Origin of the sequence: Streptomyces oryzae (assembly GCF_017676365.1) — a bacterium.
Classification (GTDB): Bacteria; Actinomycetota; Actinomycetes; order Streptomycetales; family Streptomycetaceae; genus Streptomyces; species Streptomyces oryzae.
The window spans coordinates 18,492-34,147 of sequence record NZ_JADKMA010000064.1 but is presented as its reverse complement, the minus strand read 5'-3'; the positions used below and the strand labels follow the sequence as shown (position 1 = coordinate 34,147).

Here is a 15,656-nt window from a genome sequence, read left to right as displayed (position 1 = left end):
CGCCTGGGGTGCGCCGGTACGGGTCAGCCGGGGATGAGTCCGTCGTCGCCGAGCATCTGCCGCACCTCGTCCAGCCCGGCGTCGGGCGCCGGCAGAATCAGCTCGGAGGGTTCGAGCGCGTCGTCGGGCAACGGGGTGCCCAGCCTGCGGACGGCGTCGAGCAGCGCATACAGAGTACGGCGGAAGCCGGCCTCGTCACCGCTCTCCATCTCCGCGAGCAGCTCGTCGTCGAGCTTGTTCAGCTCCACGAAGTGGCTGTCGTCCAGTTTGACCTGGCCTTCGCCCATGATCCGTACGATCATGCCGTTCTCCTCCTCCGGCTGCGGGGGTGCCGCTGAGGCCCGCGTTCACTCCTTGTTGAACTTGGGCGCGTCCTGCTGGCCGTTCGCCTGGCCCTGGCCCCCCTCGATGGCCTGCTGGCCGTTGCCGCTGCCACCGGCCAGCTCCGCCTTCATCCGCTGGAGCTCCAGCTCCACGTCGCTGCCGCCGGAGAGGCGGTCGAGCTCGGCGGTGATGTCGTCCTTGGCCATGCCGGTCGGGTCGTCCAGCGCGCCGGAGGCCAGCAGCTCGTCGATGGCGCCGGAGCGGGCCTGGAGCTGGGCCGTCTTGTCCTCGGCCCGCTGGATGGCCATGCCGACGTCGCCCATCTCCTCGGAGATGCCGGAGAACGCCTCGCCGATCCGGGTCTGTGCCTGGGCCGCCGTGTAGGTGGCCTTGATGGTCTCCTTCTTGGTGCGGAACGCGTCCACCTTGGCCTGGAGGCGCTGCGCCGCGAGGGTCAGCTTCTCCTCCTCGCCCTGCAGGGTCTGGTGCTGCCCCTCCAGGTCGGTGACCTGCTGCTGGAGCGCCGCCCTGCGGGAGAGCGCCTCGCGGGCCAGATCCTCGCGGCCGAGTGCCAGCGCCTTCTTGCCCTGTTCCTCCAGCTTCGAGGACTGCCCCTGCAGCTGGGTCATCTGCAGCTCCAGGCGCTTGCGGGAGGTGGCGACGTCAGCCACACCCCTGCGCACCTTCTGCAGCAGCTCCAGCTGCTTCTGGTAGGAGTAGTCGAGCGTCTCACGCGGGTCCTCAGCCCGGTCCAGGGCCTTGTTGGCCTTCGCGCGGAAGATCATCCCCATACGCTTCATGACACCGCTCATGGGCCTCGCGCGCCCCCTTCGTAACGGACTCAAGCCCTCGGCAATCTACAGACCCCAGAGTACGGGGCTGCCTTCCATTACCGCACCGTTCGGGCGCGGATGCGCTCATCCTGGAGGACGATCAGCCGCGCGGCCTCTCCGGCGCAGGGAGTAGGCACCCCTCCACGGAGAGTCCGGTGCTTCCGGAGCTTTCCCGTGGGGGCTGGGGCCCACCCTGATTCACACCGTACTCTTGAGATGTGTTCCGTAGCCGTTCGACGAAAGCAGGGCAGACCGCCTCACCTCAGGTGACGGCGGCCGAGCCGAGGCAGTCCCGCGACCCGCAAGCCCCCAAGGGTCGCCCCACCCCCAAGCGCAACGAGGCGCGCGGTCCGCGCCGCCCGATGGCCGCTCCGCAGAACCGCAAGGACGCGGTCAAGCGGCAGCGCGAGGCCCGCAGGGCCGCGCTGGCCAAGCAGCGCGAGGCGCTGGCCAGCGGTGACGAGCGCCACCTCCCCGCGCGGGACAAGGGCCCGGTGCGGCGGCTGGCGCGCGACTTCGTGGACGCCCGGTTCAGCGTGGCGGAGTTCTTCCTGCCGCTGGCGGTGATCATCCTGGTGCTGAGCATGCTGCCCTCGCTCCAGCTGAAGAACATCTCGCTGCTGCTGTGGCTCGTGGTGATCCTGCTCATCGTCGTCGACTCGATCGGCATCTCCGTACGGCTGAAGAAGAAGATCCGCGAGCGCTATCCGGACGAGAACCGCCGGGGCGCCATCGCCTACGCGCTGATGCGGACCCTCCAGATGCGCCGCATGCGCCTGCCCAAGCCGCAGGTCGCCCGCGGCCAGAAGCCCTGATCCGGCAGGAGCTGGTCGCCCGGCAGCTCGAGGAGCGGATCGCCGCGCACTTCGAGGTGGGGCGGCGGCTCCGCGTGCTGGACGCCGGGCTGGGCGACGGCGCACAGGCATTGCGGCTGGCCAGGGCCGGCCACGCGGTGACGGGGCTGGAGTCCGATCCGGCACGGCTGACCGCTCTGGAGGCGGCGCTGGCCCAGGAGCCGGAGGGCATCAGGGAGCGCTTCCGCACGCTGGCCGGCGGCGGCCAGGACACCGGCGCCCACTTTCTGCCCGGCACCTTCGATGTGGTGCTCGGCCACGACGTACTGGACCGGACCGCGGACCCGGACAGCACGCTGGCCGGTCTCGCCCGGGTGCTCGACACCGGGGGCCTGCTCTCACTGGTGCTGCCCAATGTGACGGCACGGGCCATGCGGCCGGGCATCGCCGGTGACTGGGCCGGCGCCCGTGCGGCCCTGGTGGCCGAACCGGCCGAGGGGGACCGCTTTCTGCGGCTGGAGTCGCTGACGTCGTTCCTCGCCCGGATCGGGGTGCCCATGGAGCGCTGGTACGGGGTGGGTGTCTTCGCCGGGGACGACGAAGACACCCTGGACGACGACGCGCTGGACGTGGAGGAGCGCGCCTGCCGGGTGGACCCCTACCGGGGGGTGGCGCAGTCGCTGCACCTGTTCGGGGTCCGGGGCCGGGGGTGACGCGCCCCGCAAGGGGCACCCCTTCCCCGGAGAGGTCTCACTCCGTGGCGGAGTGCAGGCTCATCGGGCCGTAGACGGTGTTGCCGTCCTCCTGGAGGGTCACCTGATCGGTTCCGCCCTCCAGCAGCTCCCGCCACACCTCACCGAGCCATGACTCGGCGTCCGACTGGGTGGGGAAGTCCTCGGGCTGTACAGCGGGTTCCGTCTCGGTGCCGTCGGCCTTCTCGAACCGCCACGTCCACGCCATCGCTGCCTCCGTAAGATCGCCGGTTGCTCCCGGAAGCGTAGTCCCCTGTGCGCGCCCGGCGGCAGGTCACGAGACGATCAGAGGGTGGAACTCACTCTGCTCGGCACCGGCGGACCCGCCGGTCTTCCCCGGTCCGGCTGCCCCTGTGCGCGCTGCGCCGCCGCCACCGGCCACGAGGCGCGGGCCGCGACAGCGCTGCTGGTGGACAGCACCCTGCTGCTCGATCTGACTCCCGGGCCCGCGTTCGCTGCGGCGCGGGCCGGCCAGTCGCTCAGCGGCGTACGGCAGGTGCTACTGAGTCACCCGCACGACGGACCGGCGTTGGAGGTACCCGCCGGGCTGCCGGCTCCCGTGCGGGTGCCGGACCGGCAGGAGCTGGCGCTCATCAGCGGGCACCGGGTGCGGGCGCTGGCGCTGGACTCGCCGGGCACCGGCTATCTGGTGACCGGGCCCGACGGGGAGCGGCTGCTGTATCTGCCGCCGGGCGCCGCACTCGCCGGGACGGGAAGCGGCACCGCCGGGAGCGGTACCGCTCCCGGCGGCCCGTACGACGTGGTGCTGCTGGACGTCGCCGGGCGGCCCGACGCGCTGGCCCGGCTGCGGGACGCGGGCCTGGTCGGTGCGGCCACGGATGTGCTCGCCGTCCACCTGGGGCACGAGGTGACTCCTGGCCCCGAGCTGCACCGGCAACTGGCCGCCGCCGGAGCGCGCGCCGTGCCGGACGGTACGACGCTCACCGTCGGTGAGTTCCACGGCGGGGTGGACGTCTCCCAGATCCCGCGCCGGACGCTGGTGCTGGGCGGGGCGCGCTCGGGCAAGTCGGTGGAGGCGGAGCGGCGGCTGGCCGCGTTTCCGGGTGTGGTGTACGTGGCGACGGGCGGCACCCGGGAAGGGGATCCGGAGTGGGCGGCACGGGTGACCGAACACCGGGAGCGGCGCCCGGCCTCGTGGCGGACCGAGGAGACCTGCGACCTGGTGCCGCTGCTGGAGCAGGACGGGCCGCCGCTGCTGATCGACTGTCTGGCGCTGTGGCTGACGCACACCATGGACGCGGTCCAGGCATGGGACGACGAGCGGTGGGAGCGGGGCGGCGCCGAGGAGCTGGCCGCGCGGGTCCGGGAGCTGGTCGCTGCCGTGCGGGGCACGTCGCGGCGGCTGGTGGCGGTCAGCAATGAAGTGGGCTCCGGGGTGGTGCCTGCCACCCCGGCGGGTCGGCGCTTCCGCGATGAACTGGGCAGGCTGAACGCCAGGTTCGCCGCGCAGTGCGAGCATGTGCTGCTCACGGTTGCGGGGGTCGGGGTGCCCTTGCGGTGAGGGTTGAGCCGATGGTCTCGCGTACCCCGCATGGGGGCTGCGCTTGCCAGCCTGCGCCTCTGGCACAGACCTCCCAAGCACAGCAGGGGGCAAGGGCAGACGCGCCCCGTCAGGGGCGCGGGGAACTGCGCGACAAGCCACAACGCACCCGCAGTCTGCAACGGCGAGGCAGGGGCAGCCCGGTAGCAGCGCGCGCAGCGCAACGCACCCGCAGCCTGCAACGCACAGCAAGGGGCACCCCGTAACCAGCAAGGCGCCGGATCCAGGCGCAGGGCACTCACGTAATCTCGGCCCACATGAGCGAGCTCAGCCTGGATCTGGACGACTTCTCCGACCTCATCGAGCGGCCGCACGGCGGCCTGCGCCGGGAAGCCGAGGAGCGGCGGGCGCTGACGGGGCTGCCCCCACGGGCCCTGGGCCGGCTGGAGGACGTGGCCGAATGGCTCGGCTCCGCACAGGCACGAGTGCCTGTGCGGCCGGTCGCCAACCCGCGTCTGGTGGTCTTCGCCGGCGACCACGGTGTCGCCGAACTCGGCGTCTCCACCCGGCAGTCGGGCACCGCAGCGGAGCTCGTGCACGAGCTGCTGGACGGCTACTCGCCCGCTGCCGTACTGGCGCGGCGGTTCGAGGTGCCGGTGCGGGTGGTCGACATGGCGCTCGACTGCGACCCGGGCGAACTCCCCGCCGAGGTGACCCGGCACCGGGTGCGCCGCTCGTCCGGGCGGCTGGACATCGGGGACGCGCTGACGCCGCAGGAGGCCGAGGCGGCGTTCCGCGCGGGGATGGCCGTCGCCGACGAGGAGGCCGACGCCGGTACCGACCTGGTGGTGCTCGGCGATCTGAGCGTGGGCGGCACCACGGCGGCCGGAACGCTGATCGCCGCGCTGTGCGGCACCGACGCCTCCGTGGTGACCGGCCGCGGCGGGGGCGGCATCGACGATCTGACGTGGATGCGCAAGTGCGCCGCCATCCGCGACGGACTGCGCCGGGCCCGGCCCGTACTGGGCGACCAGCTGCAGCTGCTGGCCGCGGTGGGCGGCGCCGACCTGACGGCCATGACGGGCTTTCTGCTCCAGTCGGCGGTGCGGCACACCCCGGTGATCCTCGACGGGGTCGTCTCGGCGGCCTGTGCGCTGGTCGGCCAGCGGGTGGCGTTCCGGGCGCCGGACTGGTGGCTGGCGGGGCAGGCCGGGAGTGAACCGGCCCAGGCCAAGGCGCTGGACCGGCTGGCCGCCGACCCCTTGCTGGAGCAGGGCGTCGAGGTCGGCGGCGGCACCGGCGCGCTGCTGGCCCTGCCCCTGGTGCAGGCGGCGGCAGCGCTGGCCGCCGAACTTCCGGTACGGGAGGGGCCATCCGACTCCGCGGAGGACGCTGCTGCTGGAGCTGTGGACGTCACCTGAGCCGACCGCCCTCCCGTCTGTGCCGGCCAGGAGACTGTCCTGGGCGGGCAGTTGCAGGCTGCGGCCCTATGTGGCTGAGCGCTCCCCCAAGTTCTCGGCTTCGCTCGAACAGGGGGGACCCCCACCGCGGCGGAGCCGCATATCAGCACAGCCCCGCGCCCCTTTGGGGCGCGGGGTCGGGCAGTAGCCTGCTCGGCCATGGAATCCTCCTCGCCACCGGCTGACATCGGCAGCGCCTCCGTGCCCGAAGGGCTGCGGTTCGCGTTCGGCACGCTGACCGTGCTGCCCGTGAGCGTCGCCCGCTGGGACCGGGCCGCCGCGCGGGCCGGGATGGTGTGCGCACCAGTGGTCGGACTGGTGGTGGGGGTCGTGGCCGCCGCCATCGGCGGCGTACTGCTGGTGTGCGGGGCCTCCCCGCTGCTGGCCGCGGTCGCGACCGTGGCGGTGCCCGCCGTGCTGACCCGGGGGCTGCACCTGGACGGGCTCGCCGACGTCGCCGACGGGCTGGGCAGCGGCAGGCCGGCCGAAGAGGCGCTGCGGGTGATGAAGCAGTCCGACATCGGGCCGTTCGGCGTGCTGACCCTGGTGTTCACGCTGCTGGGCCAGGTGGCCGCGGTCGCCGCGCTCTACGCGGAGGGCTGGGCCGCAGGCGCGGCGGGCGCGGTGGCCTCCGCCGTCGTCGCGCGGGGTGCGCTGGCCCTCGCTTCCCGGGAGGGCGTGCCCGCGGCCCGGCCCGAGGGGCTCGGTGCCGCTGTCGCGGAGACGGTGCCGCGCGGCGCTGCGCTGGGTGCCGCGCTGGGCGTCACCGGGTGCTGTGCGGGGCTGGCCCTCGCCGCGGGGCCCGTCGGACGGGTGGCCGGATTCGCGGCGGCGGCCGTGCTCGGGCTGTGCGCCGCTGAGGGGCTGCTGCGGCGCTGTGTGCGGCGGTTCGGCGGTGTGACGGGGGACGTCTTCGGGGCGGTCGCCGAGACGGCCGGCTGCTGTGTGCTCGTGGTGGCCGCGGTCCTGTGATCCCGGCCGCCCGCCCCTAACTCCCCCGACATTGTGGGGATGCGGGCATACGATGCCCGGAGCGTCCGAAGCCGAAGGCGCCCCCGCGCCTTCGAAAACCATGTCCAGGAAGAGGTCTCTCCCACGTGTCTGCACTGACTCTCAGCTCCTCGTCCGCGGCGACGCTGCGCGCGGACGCCGTCGTCGTCGGGATCGCCAAGAACGCCTCCTCGGGCAAGGGCAGGGCGGCCAAGGCGGCCGTCGTCCTCGCCCCCGGCGCCGAGGCCGTGGACAAGGCGTACGGCGGCAAGCTGGCCGCGACGCTGGAGACGCTCGGCGCGAACGGCGGCGAGGGCGAGGTCACCAAGCTCCCGGCCCCGGCGAGCGGTCTGAAGGCCCCGCTCGTGGTGGCGGTCGGCCTCGGCGACGCGGCGGGCAAGCAGGAGCCGTACGACACCGAGGCGCTGCGCCGTGCCGCAGGCGCCGCAGCGCGGGCGCTGTCCGGCAGCAAGAAGGCCGCGTTCGCGCTGCCCGCCGAGAGCGCCGAGGCGGTCGCGGCGATCGCCGAGGGTGCGCTGCTGGGTGCGTACTCCTTCACCGCGTACCGCGGCAAGGAGAAGAACGGCGCGGAGAAGAACAGCAAGAACAGCAAGAACGGCACGGACGGCAAGGACACCTCGGCGCCGCTCGCGGAGGTCGCGCTGGTCGGCGCCAAGCCGCGGGACAAGGCGCACAAGGCCGCAGTGGAGCGGGCGCAGGTGCTGGCCGAGGAGGTGCACAGGGCCCGCGATCTGATCAACACCCCGGCCAACGGGCTGGACCCCAAGACCTTCGCCGCCGAGGCCAGGGCCGCGGCCAAGGAGTTCGGCCTCACCTTCGAGGTGCTGGACGAGAAGGCGCTGGCCAAGGGCGGTTACGGCGGCATCCTGGGGGTCGGCAACGGCTCGGCGCAGCCGCCGCGGCTGGTGCGGATCGGCTGGTCGCACCCGAAGGCGAAGCAGAGCCTCGCGCTGATCGGCAAGGGCATCACCTACGACTCGGGCGGTATCTCGCTCAAGCCCGCCGGTCACAACGAGACGATGAAGTGCGACATGAGCGGCGCGGCTGCCGTCTTCTCCGCCGTCGTCGCCGCGGCCCGGCTGGGGCTGCGGGCCAATGTGACCGGCTGGCTGGCGCTCGCGGAGAACATGCCGTCCGGTTCGGCCACTCGTCCGGGTGACGTGCTGACCATGTACAGCGGCAAGACGGTGGAGGTGCTCAACACCGACGCCGAGGGCCGGCTGGTGCTGGCGGACGCGCTGACCCGGGCCGGTGAGGAACAGCCGGACGCGCTCGTGGACGTGGCGACGCTCACCGGCGCGATGGTGCTGGCGCTGGGCAACCGGACGTTCGGGATCATGGCGAACGACGACGCGTTCCGCTCCGCGCTGCACGAGGCGGCCGAGGAGGCGGGCGAGGCCGCCTGGCCGATGCCGCTGCCCGGGCACCTGCGCAAGAGCATGGATTCGCCGGTCGCGGACATCGCCAACATCGGGGAGCGGATGGGCGGCGGCCTGCTGGCCGGTCTCTTCCTGAAGGAGTTCGTCCCCGAGGGCACGCCCTGGGCGCACCTGGACATCGCGGGTCCCGCCTTCAACGACTCCGGGCCGTTCGGCTACACGCCCAAGGGCGGCACCGGCTCGGCCGTGCGTACGCTGATCCGGCTCGCGGAGCGCACCGCGGAGGGCGACCTGCAGCTCAGCTGAGACCCGGGGGGTCCGGGGGCCTCGCTCCTGAGCCCCGGACCCCGCGTCCCTGTTTTCCATCGACAAGTGCGAAGATGGGTGACTGGCAGGACAGGGCCCCGCACGGCTTGACAGAAGCCGGTTCGCGAATACCGCGAAAACGCGAAAAAGGGCCGAGCTAGACAAAAGCGGCCGAACCTCAAGCCGCCCGGTCACAGGAGACCGGCTACGGCGTACCCATGCATGGAGGACGTGACGTGGCGAACGACGCCAGCACCGTTTTCGACCTAGTGATCCTCGGAGGCGGTAGCGGCGGTTATGCCGCTGCCCTTCGCGCCGCACAGCTCGGTCTTGATGTCGCCCTGATCGAGAAGGACAAGCTGGGCGGTACCTGTCTGCACCGGGGCTGCATCCCGACCAAGGCGCTGCTGCACGCGGGCGAGGTCGCCGACCAGTCCCGGGAGAGCGCCGAGTTCGGTGTCAAGACCTCGTTCGAGGGCATCGACATGGCCGGCGTCCACAAGTACAAGGACGGCGTGATCTCCGGCCTCTACAAGGGCCTGCAGGGGCTGGTCGCCTCCCGCAAGGTCACCTATGTGGAGGGCGAGGGCCGGCTGTCCTCCCCCACTTCCGTGGACGTCAACGGCCAGCGCTACGAGGGCCGGCACATCCTGCTGGCGACCGGCTCGGTGCCGAAGTCGCTGCCGGGTCTGACCATCGACCACCAGCGCATCATCAGCTCCGACGACGCGCTGGTCATGGACCGGGTCCCGAAGTCCGCGATCATCCTGGGCGGCGGCGTCATCGGCGTCGAGTTCGCCTCGGTGTGGAAGTCCTTCGGCGCCGACGTCACCGTCGTCGAGGGCCTCAAGCACCTGGTGCCGGTCGAGGACGAGAACAGCTCCAAGCTGCTGGAGCGGGCCTTCCGCAAGCGCGGCATCAAGTTCAACCTGGGCACCTTCTTCGACAAGGCCGAGTACACCGCGGACGGCGTCAAGGTCACGCTGGCCGACGGCAAGGAGTTCGAGGCCGAGGTGCTGCTGGTCGCCATCGGCCGCGGCCCGGTCTCCGAGGGCCTGGGCTACGAGGAGGCCGGGGTCGCCATGGACCGCGGCTTCGTCACGGTGGACGAGTACTGCCGCACGAGCGTCCCGACGATCTCCGCCGTCGGTGACCTCATCCCCACGCTCCAGCTCGCGCACGTGGGCTTCGCGGAGGGCATCCTGGTCGCGGAGCGGCTGGCCGGGCTGAACCCGGTGCCGGTGGACTACGCCGGTGTGCCGCGCGTGACGTACTGCAACCCGGAGGTGGCCTCGGTCGGCCTCACCGAGGAGCAGGCCAAGGAGCGGTACGGTGCCGACAAGGTGGTCACGCTCAAGTACAACCTCGCGGGCAACGGCAAGAGCAAGATCCTGAAGACGGCGGGTGAGGTGAAGCTCGTCCAGGTGCGCGACGGTGCCGTGGTCGGCGTCCACATGGTCGGTGACCGCATGGGTGAGCAGGTCGCCGAGGCCCAGCTCATCTACAACTGGGAGGCGCTGCCCGCCGAGGTGGCCCAGCTCATCCACGCCCACCCGACCCAGACCGAGGCGCTCGGCGAGGCGCATCTGGCGCTGGCCGGCAAGCCGCTGCACTCCCACGACTGACCGCCGGGTTCCAGTCAGGGCGCGACCCATCCGCACAGTTTTGTAAGGAGCAACAGAAACCATGGCGGTTTCCGTAACCCTGCCGGCGCTCGGCGAGAGCGTGACCGAGGGCACCGTCACCCGCTGGCTGAAGGCCGAGGGTGAGCACATCGAGGCCGACGAGCCGCTGCTCGAGGTCTCCACCGACAAGGTCGACACCGAGATCCCGGCCCCCGCTTCCGGGACGATCGTTTCCATCAAGGTCGCCGAGGACGAGACGGTGGAGGTCGGCGCCGAGCTGGCCGTCATCGACGACGGTTCCGGCGCACCGGCCGCAGCTCCGGCCGCCGAGCCCGCGCAGGCCGAGGCCCCGGCCCCGGCTCCGGCCGCCGCCGAGCAGCCGGCGCCTGCCCCGCAGCCCGAACCCGCTGCCGCTGCCCCGTCCGCCGGTGGCGCGGCCGAGGGCACCGACGTGGTGCTGCCCGCGCTGGGCGAGTCCGTCACCGAGGGCACCGTCACCCGCTGGCTGAAGCAGGTGGGCGACGAGGTCGAGGCGGACGAGCCGCTGCTGGAGGTCTCCACCGACAAGGTCGACACCGAGATCCCGGCCCCGGCCTCCGGCACGCTGCTGGAGATCACCGTCGGCGAGGACGAGACGGCCGAGGTCGGCGCGAAGCTGGCCGTCATCGGTGCGGCCGGTGCCGCTCCGGCCGCCGCCGCCCCCGCCCCCTCGGCTCCGGGCAAGCCCGCCGAGGAGGCACCGCAGCCCGCGCAGGCGGCCCCGCAGGCCCCGGCGGCTCCGGCGCAGCCCGCCGCGCCGCAGACGCCTCCGGAGCCCTCGCCGGCCCAGCCGGCCCCGGCGCAGCCCGCGCCGCCGGCCCAGCCCGCTCCGGCTCAGCCCGCGCCCGCGGCCCAGGCCCCGGCGGCTCCGGCCGCTCCGGCTCCGGCCCCGGCGCCGGAGAGCGACGGCGCCTATGTGACGCCGCTGGTGCGCAAGCTGGCGGCCGAGCAGGGCGTGGACCTCTCCTCGGTGCGCGGCACCGGGGTGGGCGGCCGGATCCGTAAGCAGGACGTCCTGGAGGCAGCCGAGGCGAAGAAGGCCCAGGCTCCGGCCCCGGCCGCAGCGCCCTCCGCCGCCGCGTCCGCCCGGCCGACGTCGCCGAAGCTGGAGCCGTCGCCGCTGCGCGGCCAGACGGTGAAGATGCCGCGGATCCGCAAGCTCATCGCGGACAACATGATGAAGGCGCTGCACAGCCAGGCGCAGCTGTCCACCGTCGTCGAGGTGGACGTGACCCGCATCATGCAGCTGCGGGCCCGCGCGAAGGACGCCTTCGCGGCGCGTGAGGGCGTCAAGCTCTCGCCGATGCCGTTCTTCGTGCAGGCGGCTGCCGAGGCGCTGAAGGCCCACCCGTCGGTCAACGCGCGGCTGAACGACGACGGCACCATCACCTACCACGACGTCGAGAACATCGGCATCGCGGTGGACTCCGAGAAGGGTCTGATGGTCCCGGTCATCAAGGAGGCCGGGAACCTCAACCTGGCGGGCATCGCCCGCAAGACCGCCGAGCTGGCCAAGAAGGTCCGCGAGGGCGGTCTCGGCCCGGACGACATGTCCGGCGGTACGTTCACGATCAGCAACACCGGTTCGCGGGGTGCGCTCTTCGACACCATCATCGTGAACTACCCGCAGGTCGCCGAGCTGGGCATCGGCGCCACCGTGCGCCGCCCGATGGTCGTCAACCACCCGGACCTGGGCGAGACGATCGCGATCCGGGACATGGTCTACCTGACCCTGTCCTACGACCACCAGCTGGTGGACGGCGCCGACGCCGCCCGCTACCTGAACGACGTCAAGGCCCGCCTGGAGGCCGGCGAGTTCGAGGGCGAGCTGGGGCTGTAACCCTTCCGCCCGGCTGAGAGTGGTGCCCCCGTCACACCTGTGTGGCGGGGGCACCGCCGTTCTCCCGTGACGGATCCCTCACCGTATGCAGTGGCACCGGGTGCCGGGTCAGGCCGTATCGTCTAGGAGCCCCACCACCTCGTTGCGAGGAGCATCTACATGACCCCGCCCGTCGTCCAGTCGCTGCGCGAACAGATCCGCGAGCACCTCGTGGAGGGCATCGTCAGCGGGCGGTGGAAGCCCGGCGAGCGGATCGTGGAGCGGCGGATCGCGGTGGAGCTGGAGGTCAGCCAGACCCCGGTGCGGGAGGCGCTGCGGGAGCTGGAGGCGCTGCGGCTGATCGAGTCGTCGCCGAACAAGGGCGTGCGCGTCCGGGAGCTGTCGGCGGCGGATCTGGAGGAGATCTATCCGGTGCGCGCCGGCCTGGAGCAGATCGCCGCCGAGCTGGCGGTGCCCCGGCTGGCGGGCGACGTCTCGGCGCTGCGGCCGCATGTGGAGGCGCTGTACGAGGCGGACCGGCGCGGGGACGGCGAGGCCCAGGTGCGGCACACCGTCGCCTTCCACCGCGAGCTGGTCCGCGCCGCCGGCAACAGCGTGCTGCTGCACACGTGGGAGGGCCTGGGCATCGAGGTGTGGACGGCGCTGTCGATCCGCTGGCTCGGTACGGTGCAGCAGTCGTACGCGGAGGAGCACGAAGCGGTTATGGCCGCGATCCAGCGATGTGACCCGAACATTGGCCTGCTGGTGAAGGAGCACGTGCTGGGTTGCGCTCCCGCGCCCCGGGACTGAGCGCCCCGACAGGTGCGCGGGGAACTGCGCGACCGGCCCCGGACGGGCCGCAGCCTGGCGACCGCGCCACCCGCAACGGCGAGCCGCGGGTCGCGGGAGGACCCCTGACATCGCGTGCCGACTTTCACGGCACGGAATGCCAATTTCGGCAGATGCTTTGATCGATCATCGATCAGAGGCGTACAGTCCCTCCGTTGGGTGCCCCCTGTCCTGCCAGCCAGGGTTCACAACACCCACCCGCACAACCGCCCTCCCGACCCGTTTGGAGGGGCCTACACGTCCGGAAGGTGGCCACCATGCCCGATCCCGTACGCCCGCGTCCGAGCGAGCTGGACCAGCTCCCGGACCGTGATCCGCAGGAGACCGGCGAGTGGCGCGAGTCGCTCGACGCCGTCGCGGCACATGCGGGCGACGAACGAGCCGCGTATCTGGTGCGTCGTACCGTAGAGCACGCGCAGCACAGCGGCCTGGCCGTACCGGCCCTGCTGGAGACGGAGTACGTCAACACCATCCCGACCTCGGCCGAGCCGGCCTTCCCCGGCGACGAGGCGATGGAGTCCCGGATCACCGCGTGGAACCGCTGGAACGCTGCGGCCATGGTCACCCGGGGCAGCCGCTACGGCCTCGGCGGCCATATAGCGACGTTCGCCTCGGCGGCCTGGCTGTACGAGACGGGCTTCCAGCACTTCTTCAGGGGGAAGGAGGGCGCGGACCGATCGGGCGACCAGCTGTACGTCCAGGGCCACGCCTCCCCCGGCGTCTACGCCCGCGCCTTCCTCGACGGACGGCTCACCGAGGCCCACCTGGACCGGTTCCGGCAGGAGGCGGGCGGGGACGGGCTGCCGTCCTACCCGCACCCGCGACGGCTGCCGTGGCTGTGGGAGTTCCCCACCGTCTCCATGGGCCTGGGGCCGATCTCGGCGATCTACCAGGCGCGGTTCAACCGCTATCTGACCCACCGCGGCATCAAGGACACCTCCGCCTCGCACGTATGGGCCTTCCTCGGCGACGGCGAGATGGACGAGCCGGAGTCGACCGCGGCCCTCGCCCTGGCCGGGCGGGAGCAGCTGGACAACCTCACGTTCGTCATCAACTGCAACCTCCAGCGGCTGGACGGCCCGGTCCGCGCCAACTTCAAGATCGTGCAGGAGCTGGAGACCCAGTTCCGCGCCGCGGGCTGGAACGTGATCAAGTCGCTGTGGGGCTCCGCCTGGGACGAGGTGTTCGCGCTGGACACCACCGGCGCGCTGACCCGGCGGCTGCGCGAGGTGCCGGACGCGCAGTTCCAGACGTACGCCACCCGCGACGCGGCCTACATCCGCGAGCACTTCTTCGGCGCCTCCCCGGCCCTCGTCGAGCTCGGCAAGCTGCTGTCCGACGACAAGATCACCGAGCTGTTCAAGACCTCACGCGCCGGCCATGAGCCGCGCAAGGTCTACGCGGCGTACAAGGCGGCCGTCGAGCACAAGGGCGCCCCGACGGTGATCCTGGCGCAGACCGTCAAGGGCTGGACGCTGGGCCCGGGCTTCGAGTCCCGCAACGCCAACCACCAGATGAAGAAGCTCACAGGCAAGGAGTTCCGCGCCATGCGGGACCTGCTGGAGCTGCCCATTCCGGACAGCAAGCTGGACGACGAGCTGGTGCCCTACGTCCACCCGGGCCCCGACTCCCCCGAGGTGCGCTACCTCCAGGAGCGGCGCGCCGAGCTGGGCGGCCCGGCCCCGGCCCGCAAGGTGCACCCGGTCGGCCTGCCCTCCCCCGCCGAGAAGCCCTTCGACGTGCTGAAGAAGGGCTCGGGCTCCCAGGAGATCGCCACCACCATGGCGTTCGTGCGGCTGGTCAAGGACCTGATGCGGGAGAAGGAGACCGGCAAGCGCTGGGTGCCGATCGTCCCGGACGAGGCGCGTACGTTCGGTATGGAGTCGCTGTTCCCGTCGGCGGGTATCTACTCGCCGCTGGGCCAGAACTACGAGCCGGTCGACCGCGACCAGCTGCTGTTCTACAAGGAGGCCAAGGACGGCCAGATCCTCAACGAGGGGATCACCGAGGCCGGTTCGCTGGCGGACTTCACCGCGGCAGCCACGTCCTACGCCACGCACGGCGAGCCGATGATCCCGTTCTACATCTTCTACTCGATGTTCGGGTTCCAGCGCACCGCCGACCAGTTCTGGGCGCTCGCCGACCAGCTGGGCCGCGGCTTCGTCATCGGCGCCACCGCAGGCCGTACGACGATGACCGGTGAGGGCCTCCAGCACGCCGACGGGCACTCGCATCTGCTGGCCTCCACCAACCCGGCTGTCATCTCCTACGACCCGGCGTTCGCCTACGAGGTGGGCGTCATCGTCAAGGAGGGGCTGCGCCGGATGTACGGCCCGGACGGGGCGGCGCAGGAGAACGTCTTCTACTACCTGACGGTCTACAACGAGACCAAGGTGCAGCCGCCCATGCCGGAGGGCGAGGGCATCGAGGAGGGCATCCTCAAGGGGCTCTACCGCTTCAAGGAGGCGGAGGCCGCCTCCGCTGACGCCCCGCGGATCCAGCTGCTGTCCTCCGGTACGGCGATCCACTGGGTGCTGGAGGCCCAGCGCATCCTCGCCGAGGAGTGGGGCGTGGCCGCCGATGTGTGGTCGGCACCGTCCTGGACCGAGCTGCGGCGCGAGGCGATGGAGTGCGACGCGGCGGCGCTGCGCGGCGAGGAGCGGGTGCCGTATGTGACCCGCGCGCTGGAGGGGGCACCGGGTCCGGTGCTGGCCGTCAGCGACTGGATGCGGGCCGTGCCGGACCAGATCAGTCAGTGGGTCGAGCAGGACTGGGCCTCGCTGGGCACGGACGGCTTCGGCCTCTCCGACACCCGTGAGGCCGCGCGCCGGTACTTCGGCGTCGACGCCGAGTCCGTCGTCGTGGCCGCGCTGTCGCGGCTCGCGCGGCGCGGAGAGGTCAAGGCGGAGGACGTCCGCCGGGCCGCCGAAAAGTACGGGCTCGCGTAGACCGTCGGCCTGCGCT

Annotated in this window: 13 protein-coding genes; 10 read left to right on the top strand and 3 right to left on the bottom strand. The window is 72.2% G+C overall.

The window, feature by feature from the left end; translation table 11 throughout:
* Positions 1-23: 23 nt before the first annotated feature.
* The gene (gene pspAA, locus ITI46_RS14855) at positions 24-302 is read right to left on the bottom strand and encodes a PspA-associated protein PspAA (protein ID WP_209240005.1); all 279 of its coding nucleotides are present in this window, start codon (positions 300-302) and stop codon (positions 24-26) included.
* Between the two features lie 45 nt (positions 303-347).
* Positions 348-1,124, bottom strand: a complete 777-nt coding sequence (locus ITI46_RS14850) for a PspA/IM30 family protein (RefSeq protein WP_247745997.1) — start codon at positions 1,122-1,124, stop codon at positions 348-350.
* 251 nt (positions 1,125-1,375) lie between these two features.
* On the opposite strand from ITI46_RS14850, the gene ITI46_RS14845 reads away from it, so the two are divergent.
* The gene (locus tag ITI46_RS14845) at positions 1,376-1,972 is read left to right on the top strand and encodes a DUF3043 domain-containing protein (RefSeq protein WP_209240003.1); all 597 of its coding nucleotides are present in this window, start codon (positions 1,376-1,378) and stop codon (positions 1,970-1,972) included.
* The gene (locus tag ITI46_RS14840) at positions 1,969-2,664 is read left to right on the top strand and encodes a class I SAM-dependent methyltransferase (RefSeq protein ID WP_209240008.1); all 696 of its coding nucleotides are present in this window, start codon (positions 1,969-1,971) and stop codon (positions 2,662-2,664) included. Before ITI46_RS14845 ends, ITI46_RS14840 begins: the two co-directional genes overlap by 4 nt.
* A gap of 37 nt (positions 2,665-2,701) precedes the next feature.
* Here the strand turns inward: ITI46_RS14840 and ITI46_RS14835 are convergent, their stop codons facing one another.
* Positions 2,702-2,911 (bottom strand): hypothetical protein, encoded by a 210-nt coding sequence (locus ITI46_RS14835; protein WP_209240002.1) that lies wholly within the window; start codon positions 2,909-2,911, stop codon positions 2,702-2,704.
* An 84-nt stretch (positions 2,912-2,995) separates the two neighbouring features.
* On the opposite strand from ITI46_RS14835, the gene ITI46_RS14830 reads away from it, so the two are divergent.
* From ITI46_RS14830 to aceE, 8 genes are all read left to right on the top strand, one after another.
* A complete protein-coding gene (locus ITI46_RS14830; protein ID WP_209240001.1) occupies positions 2,996-4,225 on the top strand; it encodes a bifunctional adenosylcobinamide kinase/adenosylcobinamide-phosphate guanylyltransferase in 1,230 nt (409 codons plus the stop codon).
* A gap of 296 nt (positions 4,226-4,521) precedes the next feature.
* Complete coding sequence (locus tag ITI46_RS14825; RefSeq protein WP_209240000.1) at positions 4,522-5,625, top strand: nicotinate-nucleotide--dimethylbenzimidazole phosphoribosyltransferase; 1,104 nt, start codon at positions 4,522-4,524, stop codon at positions 5,623-5,625.
* Positions 5,626-5,823: 198 nt separating this feature from the next.
* Complete coding sequence (locus ITI46_RS14820; RefSeq protein WP_209239999.1) at positions 5,824-6,636, top strand: adenosylcobinamide-GDP ribazoletransferase; 813 nt, start codon at positions 5,824-5,826, stop codon at positions 6,634-6,636.
* 125 nt (positions 6,637-6,761) lie between these two features.
* Positions 6,762-8,360 (top strand): leucyl aminopeptidase, encoded by a 1,599-nt coding sequence (locus ITI46_RS14815; protein WP_209239998.1) that lies wholly within the window; start codon positions 6,762-6,764, stop codon positions 8,358-8,360.
* 236 nt (positions 8,361-8,596) lie between these two features.
* Positions 8,597-9,985 (top strand): dihydrolipoyl dehydrogenase, encoded by a 1,389-nt coding sequence (gene lpdA / locus ITI46_RS14810; RefSeq protein ID WP_209239997.1) that lies wholly within the window; start codon positions 8,597-8,599, stop codon positions 9,983-9,985.
* Positions 9,986-10,046: 61 nt separating this feature from the next.
* Positions 10,047-11,864, top strand: a complete 1,818-nt coding sequence (gene sucB, locus ITI46_RS14805; protein WP_209239996.1) for a 2-oxoglutarate dehydrogenase, E2 component, dihydrolipoamide succinyltransferase — start codon at positions 10,047-10,049, stop codon at positions 11,862-11,864.
* 159 nt (positions 11,865-12,023) lie between these two features.
* Complete coding sequence (locus ITI46_RS14800; protein ID WP_209239995.1) at positions 12,024-12,653, top strand: GntR family transcriptional regulator; 630 nt, start codon at positions 12,024-12,026, stop codon at positions 12,651-12,653.
* Between the two features lie 296 nt (positions 12,654-12,949).
* Entirely contained in the window at positions 12,950-15,640 is a 2,691-nt protein-coding gene (aceE, locus tag ITI46_RS14795; protein ID WP_209239994.1) for a pyruvate dehydrogenase (acetyl-transferring), homodimeric type, read from the top strand.
* Positions 15,641-15,656: the final 16 nt, after the last annotated feature.

Coding starts and splice junctions, on each gene's coding strand:
- pspAA (WP_209240005.1), bottom strand. CDS start 302: ATGATCGTACGGATCATGGGCGAAGGCCAGGTCAAACTGGACGACAGC.
- ITI46_RS14850 (WP_247745997.1), bottom strand. CDS start 1,124: ATGAAGCGTATGGGGATGATCTTCCGCGCGAAGGCCAACAAGGCCCTG.
- ITI46_RS14835 (WP_209240002.1), bottom strand. CDS start 2,911: ATGGCGTGGACGTGGCGGTTCGAGAAGGCCGACGGCACCGAGACGGAA.
- ITI46_RS14825 (WP_209240000.1), top strand. CDS start 4,522: ATGAGCGAGCTCAGCCTGGATCTGGACGACTTCTCCGACCTCATCGAG.
- ITI46_RS14820 (WP_209239999.1), top strand. CDS start 5,824: ATGGAATCCTCCTCGCCACCGGCTGACATCGGCAGCGCCTCCGTGCCC.
- sucB (WP_209239996.1), top strand. CDS start 10,047: ATGGCGGTTTCCGTAACCCTGCCGGCGCTCGGCGAGAGCGTGACCGAG.
- ITI46_RS14800 (WP_209239995.1), top strand. CDS start 12,024: ATGACCCCGCCCGTCGTCCAGTCGCTGCGCGAACAGATCCGCGAGCAC.
- aceE (WP_209239994.1), top strand. CDS start 12,950: ATGCCCGATCCCGTACGCCCGCGTCCGAGCGAGCTGGACCAGCTCCCG.